This is a genomic window from Spirulina sp. CCY15215 (assembly GCF_016888125.1).
Classification (GTDB): Bacteria; Cyanobacteriota; Cyanobacteriia; order Cyanobacteriales; family Spirulinaceae; genus CCY15215.
Map to the genome: position 1 here is coordinate 1 of NZ_JACSWA010000006.1, position 217 is coordinate 217.

Consider the following 217-nt stretch of genomic DNA (forward strand, 5'->3'; position numbering starts at 1 on the left):
AACCTAACAAGCCCTTTTAACATAGCGGTCAGACCTACCGGAACAATCGAATTCGCCTAGGGAATGCTGACCAAGAGAGTCGAAGCTAACATTACCCGTTTACGGAGAGGCAGAAATGCTAAATTATGTATTAGTAATTGATACTAATAAACAGCCGCTAAATCCTTGTCACCCCTCGGTAGCAAGGAAGTTGCTTAAAACCAATAAAGCGGCGGTG

Annotated in this window: 1 protein-coding gene; it reads left to right on the plus strand. The window is 43.8% G+C overall.

Annotated features, from left to right (window positions below; all coding sequences use genetic code 11):
* Positions 1-115 precede the first annotated feature (115 nt).
* Positions 116-217, plus strand: a 102-nt coding sequence (locus JUI58_RS27400; RefSeq protein ID WP_204101723.1) for an RRXRR domain-containing protein, incomplete at its 3' end; no start/stop codon positions are given.